This is a genomic window from Halomonas sp. PBN3 (genome assembly GCF_000475415.1).
Lineage (GTDB): Bacteria > Pseudomonadota > Gammaproteobacteria > Pseudomonadales > Halomonadaceae > Halomonas > Halomonas shengliensis.
Map to the genome: position 1 here is coordinate 1 of NZ_AXCA01000055.1, position 4,822 is coordinate 4,822.

The window sequence follows — 4,822 nt, forward strand, 5'->3', positions numbered from 1 at the left end:
GGCAGTGACGTCAGGGACCTCATCCAGAGCGACAGGATGCGAGCGCAGCGTGCGCTTGCCTTGGCGCTCCTCCGCCAGAGCATCAAAGCCCTCGACGAGCTCGTCAAAGATGTTACGGCCCATGGTCATGTCCTCGCGTTGAGCTCCGCATCCAGCAGCTGTTTCAGGGTCTTACGCTGGGATAGCGTCAGGTCATCCTGTGAATCCTTGTCGTACAGGGTGAAAAGCCAGAACTGGGAGCCACCCAGCCACCAGTAGTAGATGATGCGAACACCGCCCCGTTTGCCCTTCTGCCGCTTGGGGTCGCTGAACCGTACCTTGCGCAGCCCTCCTGTGCCCTGGATGACATCTCCCGCAGCTGGGTTCCTGAGCAAGAAGTTCTGGAAGGCACGAAACGCAGCGTCGTCGAAGTGGCTGGAGCGATGTCTCTCGAAGGCTGGCAGCTCGACAAAGATTGCTTTCATAGAAGTGTACGTAGTCTGCGTATATTTTTGCCGCTGCACCTAACTCTGTCAAGCGCCTCGATGGTCGGCCTTGCGGTATTACATCAGCAAATGGTGGAAATGCCAAAAGGGCGGAAAGGTGGAAGGGAAGGGGATGTCAAGGGGAAGGGGCTTGCCCGGAAAAGCTGAGCAGAGTGAGAACAGCTAAGGGAAAGGGCAAAGGGTTGCTGCAGAACTTGTAGCTTCTTCAGCTTCTGAGAAACTAAAGATGAATGATCTCTTTACGACAAGTATAGTGTGTTTGTATATACATTCGTCTTGCCCAAGGATGCCTTATGGCCAGCACCCCGCCTCTCTACCTGCAGATACAGCAGCACCTGTTGGACAAGATTCAATCCGGTGAGTGGTTGGCACATCACCAGATTCCGCCGGAGGAGCAGCTGGCCAGGGACTTCCAGGTTAGCCGCATGACCGCCAACAAGGCGATCCGCGATCTGGTCCAGAAAGGGTATCTGACACGCCAGCCTGGGCTTGGCACCTTCGTCACCGACCGCAAGGCCGAGTCGTCTCTGGTCGAGGTGTACAACATCGCCGAGGAGGTGAGATCCCGGGGGCATCGATATGGCAATCAGGTGCTGACCTGTGAGGCCATTGAGGCCGATGATGAGGTGGCGCTGCGTCTCGGGGTACGGCTCGGCAGCCGGGTTTTCCACACCCTGTTCCTGCATCTCGAAAACGACGTGCCCATCCAGCTGGAAAGGCGCTTCGTCAATCCGCGCTGGGTCCCGGACTATCTCGACACCGACTTTTCCCGCCACACACCCAATGAGGTGTTGGTGGCCGCCTGTCCCATCACCGATGTGGAGCATATCGTCGAGGCGGTCCTGCCCGATCATCAGGCGGCCGAGTGGCTGACCATCGATACGGCGAGCCCCTGCCTGAGCATGATCCGGCGCACCTGGTCCGGCGAGCAGCTGATCAGCTATGCCCGACTGCTCTATCCCGGGGAGCGCTACAAGCTGCGCTCTTCGATGCATCGTGAGCCGAAATGAGCGCCCCTTCGTTCTTTGCCAACGCAAACGGCCGGGGATTCCCGGCCGTTTGCGTTTGTGTGTCTGGAAGTTGTGTCAGCCGGCCAGTGTCTGCACCAGATAGCCGGTAGGAACCGCCAGCAGAAGACTAAGGGCCACGCGGATGAACCAGACTACCAGCATCCTATCCACCGATAGCGGAATGCTGGTGGAGAGGATGCAGGGGATCGAGGCGGAGAAGAACAGCACGGCGGACACCGACACCACGCCGGCGGCGAAACGCGCCGCGAACTCGGCCTCTGCCATCAGCAGCGCCGGAAGGAACATCTCGGCGAGCCCGGCGGCGGAGGCCTGCGCCAGGGCTGCGGCATCCGCCACGCCCCATACCGCCACGAAGGGGTAGAAGAGCCAGCCAAGCCACTCGAACAGCGGCGTGTACTTGGCAACCAGCAGGCCCAGCAGCCCCACCGACATGATCGATGGCAGGATGCTGATGGCCTTGACCAGCCCTTCCTTGAAGTTGAGTGCCACGCTGCGATGCAGGCTCGGTGCCTTCTCTGCCACGTCCAGTCCGATCTGCCAAGCAGTGCTAAGCCGCTTGCCGGGTACTGCTTCCGGCTCGCCATCCTCGGCGTTGTCATCCATCCGTGAGAGCGGCGGCAGGCGCACGGTGACTGCGGTGACGACGAAGGTGATAAGCAGGGTGAGCCAGAAGTAGAGATTCCAGACGTCCATCAGGTCGAGGGTCTTGGCCACGATGATCATGAAGGTGGCCGAGACGGTGGAGAAACCGGTAGCAATGATGGCCGCCTCTCGTGCCGAATACTGCCCGGCCTGATAGACCCGGTTGGTGATCAGCAAGCCGATGGAGTGACTGCCCACGAAGGAGGCCACGGCGTCGATGGCCGAGCGCCCTGGTGTGCGCCAGATGGGGCGCATTACCGGCTGCACCAGCACACCTATCAGCTCCAGAAGGCCGTAGCTGATCAGTAGGGCCAGGAAGATGGCGCCGATCGGCACGATCAGTCCTACCGGGATCACCAGCTTGTCGAACAGGAAGGGCAGCATGTCCGGTGCATGCAGGAAGGCCGGCCCCCAGCCGGTCAGTGCCATCACTGCGGCGACGACACCGGCAATCTTGAGCACCGTGAAGATGCGCTCGGTCAGACTGCGGTTCCAGTAACCACGGATCAGTGGGTAGGCCGCGCCGGCAACGATCAGCGCCAGGGCATAGAGCCCGCTGGCCTCCCCCAGCAGGGCGCGCGCCCCGGTCACCATATGGTCCAGGGGGATGGTGCGCTTACCGGCGATCTCGATGGGCACGAAGAAGATCAGGATGCCCAGGGCACTGGGCAGGAACAGCTTGAGCAAGGTGGCGGCAGCGGCAGGTTGCCGAGACTGGGGGTCTTGGCGATTCATGGGCACGCCTCGTGTCTTGTGCCGTGCGGTGACTGGATCGGAATAGGCGTTCTGCCTCGATATGTATATACAAAAAGGTAAGCCAACTGGGTGCCCTCGCCTAGCTGATTGAGCTAGACATTAGTCGAATATTTCAGCCTGGAACGGATGTGGTCTGGGGGCAAAATTACGCACAACTGCCTGTTTTTATGGTTTATTAAAAATACAACCCCTTGAAGCGTGTATCTTGTCACCCGGCGGATTTTGCGAAGGCGGCTTGACGATCTCCAGGGTTCTTGGCTTAGTTGTATATACATTGAGTTTGCATCCGCTGAGCCACCCTGGAGGAGTCCTCCATGTCGAACACCAATACCAAGCGTCGCCTGTGGCGCGATATCCACGTCTTCGACGGGCTGCGTACCTTGCCCGAGCCCATGGCCGTCATCACTGAAGGGGCGCGGGTTGCCACGCTTGTGGCGATGCGGGAGTTCGATGAAGGTCTGGCGAAAGGCTGCCACGACATGGGCCGCGGTGGCGTGATGACTCCGGGACTGGTGGATTGCCATACCCACCTGGTGTTCGGTGGCTCGCGCGCCGACGAATTCGAGGCGCGCCTGGAAGGGGTCAGCTACGAGGAGATCGCCCGGCGTGGCGGTGGCATCCTGAGCACAGTGACCGCCACCCGGGAAGCCAGCGAGGACGAACTGCTCGAGCTGGCCAGGCCGCGTCTCGAGGCACTGATCGCCGACGGTGTCACCACCGTGGAGATCAAGTCCGGCTACGGCCTGACGGTCGAAGATGAACTGAAGATGCTGCGCGTGGCGCGTCGCCTCGGCGAGGTGCTACCGGTGCGGGTGGTGACGACGTTGCTAGGCGCCCATGCACTGCCGCCGGAGTTCAAGGATGACAGCGACGGCTATATCGACCTGATATGCCAGGAGATGATCCCGGCCGCCGCCAAGGAAGGCCTTGCCGATGCCGTCGATGTGTTCTGCGAAAAGATCGCCTTTTCTGTGGCGCAGTGCGAGCGGGTCTTCGAGGCCGCCGAAGCGCATGGCCTGCCGATCAAGGCTCATGCCGAGCAGCTTTCCAACCTCGGCGGCACCGCCATGGCGGCCCGCCACGGGGCGCTCTCCGCCGATCATATCGAATACCTCGATGAGGCCGGGATCGCCGCCATGCGCAAGGCCGGCAGCGTCGCCGTGATCCTGCCGGGGGCGTTCCACACCCTGCGGGAGACGCAGCAGCCGCCCATCGCGGCTCTGCGCGAGGCTGGCGTGCCCATGGCCGTGGCGACCGACGCCAACCCGGGCAGCTCGCCGCTGTTCATGCCGACCTTGATGTTGAACCTGGCCTGCACCCTGTTCCGCCTGACGCCCCAGGAGGCCCTGGCCGGCATGACCGCCCATGGCGCGACTGCCCTCGGACTCAACGGAGAAGGGCGGATCCGGGAAGGGGCCGCCGCCGACCTGTGTGTCTGGAATATCGACACTCCTGCCGCACTGGCTTATGCCGTCCAGCCCGGTCGCCTGCGTCAGCGCCTGTTCCAGGGGGAGTTGACCCATGCCGTCTGATACCGCGTTTCACCACGACTTCGACCGCACCCTGTGGCAGGGGCGCACCGACCCCGAGCCCGGCAGCGAGCGCTGGCACCAGAAGATTCAGCCGCTGGCCGAGGGTGCCGCACCCGGCTGTACGCTGCTGGGCTTCGCCTGCGATGCCGGTGTGGCGCGCAACCAGGGGCGTGTGGGGGCCGCCGAAGGGCCTACCGCGTTGCGCCGAGCCCTGGCGCCGCTGGCCTGGCACCGTCAGGGGCCTGCCTATGACGCCGGTGACGTACTTTGTGAAGGCGATGCCATGGAAGTCGCCCAGCAGGCCCTGGCCGACCGACTCTCTCCGCTGCTGGGCGAGGGGCACCTGCCCATCGTACTGGGTGGCGGTCATGAGGTG

General features: G+C 62.4%; 5 protein-coding genes. 3 read left to right on the forward strand and 2 right to left on the reverse strand.

Annotated elements, in window-relative coordinates; genetic code table 11:
* Window positions 1-125: 125 nt before the first annotated feature.
* The gene (locus tag Q673_RS22600) at window positions 126-464 is read right to left on the reverse strand and encodes a hypothetical protein (RefSeq protein WP_031217619.1); all 339 of its coding nucleotides are present in this window, start codon (window positions 462-464) and stop codon (window positions 126-128) included.
* Window positions 465-778: 314 nt separating this feature from the next.
* Between Q673_RS22600 and hutC the strand changes: the two genes are divergently transcribed.
* A complete protein-coding gene (gene hutC, locus Q673_RS22605) occupies window positions 779-1,495 on the forward strand; it encodes a histidine utilization repressor (RefSeq protein WP_023004928.1) in 717 nt (238 codons plus the stop codon).
* Between the two features lie 75 nt (window positions 1,496-1,570).
* Here the strand turns inward: hutC and Q673_RS22610 are convergent, their stop codons facing one another.
* Complete coding sequence (locus Q673_RS22610) at window positions 1,571-2,893, reverse strand: YjiH family protein (protein WP_023004929.1); 1,323 nt, start codon at window positions 2,891-2,893, stop codon at window positions 1,571-1,573.
* Window positions 2,894-3,228: 335 nt separating this feature from the next.
* Here Q673_RS22610 and hutI point away from each other — a divergent pair, with 335 nt between their 5' ends.
* Together hutI and Q673_RS22620 are read left to right on the forward strand one after the other, a co-directional pair.
* Window positions 3,229-4,446: an imidazolonepropionase gene (gene hutI, locus Q673_RS22615; RefSeq protein WP_023004930.1), complete on the forward strand. Its 1,218-nt coding sequence runs from the start codon at window positions 3,229-3,231 to the stop codon at window positions 4,444-4,446.
* A partial coding sequence (locus Q673_RS22620) for an arginase family protein (RefSeq protein ID WP_023004931.1) occupies window positions 4,436-4,822 on the forward strand: 387 nt, incomplete at its 3' end. The genes hutI and Q673_RS22620, both read left to right, overlap by 11 nt.

What these genes read in the sequence shown, in the direction of transcription:
- hutC (WP_023004928.1), top strand. Translation starts at nt 779, where the DNA reads ATGGCCAGCACCCCGCCTCTCTACCTGCAGATACAGCAGCACCTGTTG.
- Q673_RS22610 (WP_023004929.1), bottom strand. Translation starts at nt 2,893, where the DNA reads ATGAATCGCCAAGACCCCCAGTCTCGGCAACCTGCCGCTGCCGCCACC.
- Q673_RS22600 (WP_031217619.1), bottom strand. Translation starts at nt 464, where the DNA reads ATGAAAGCAATCTTTGTCGAGCTGCCAGCCTTCGAGAGACATCGCTCC.
- hutI (WP_023004930.1), top strand. Translation starts at nt 3,229, where the DNA reads ATGTCGAACACCAATACCAAGCGTCGCCTGTGGCGCGATATCCACGTC.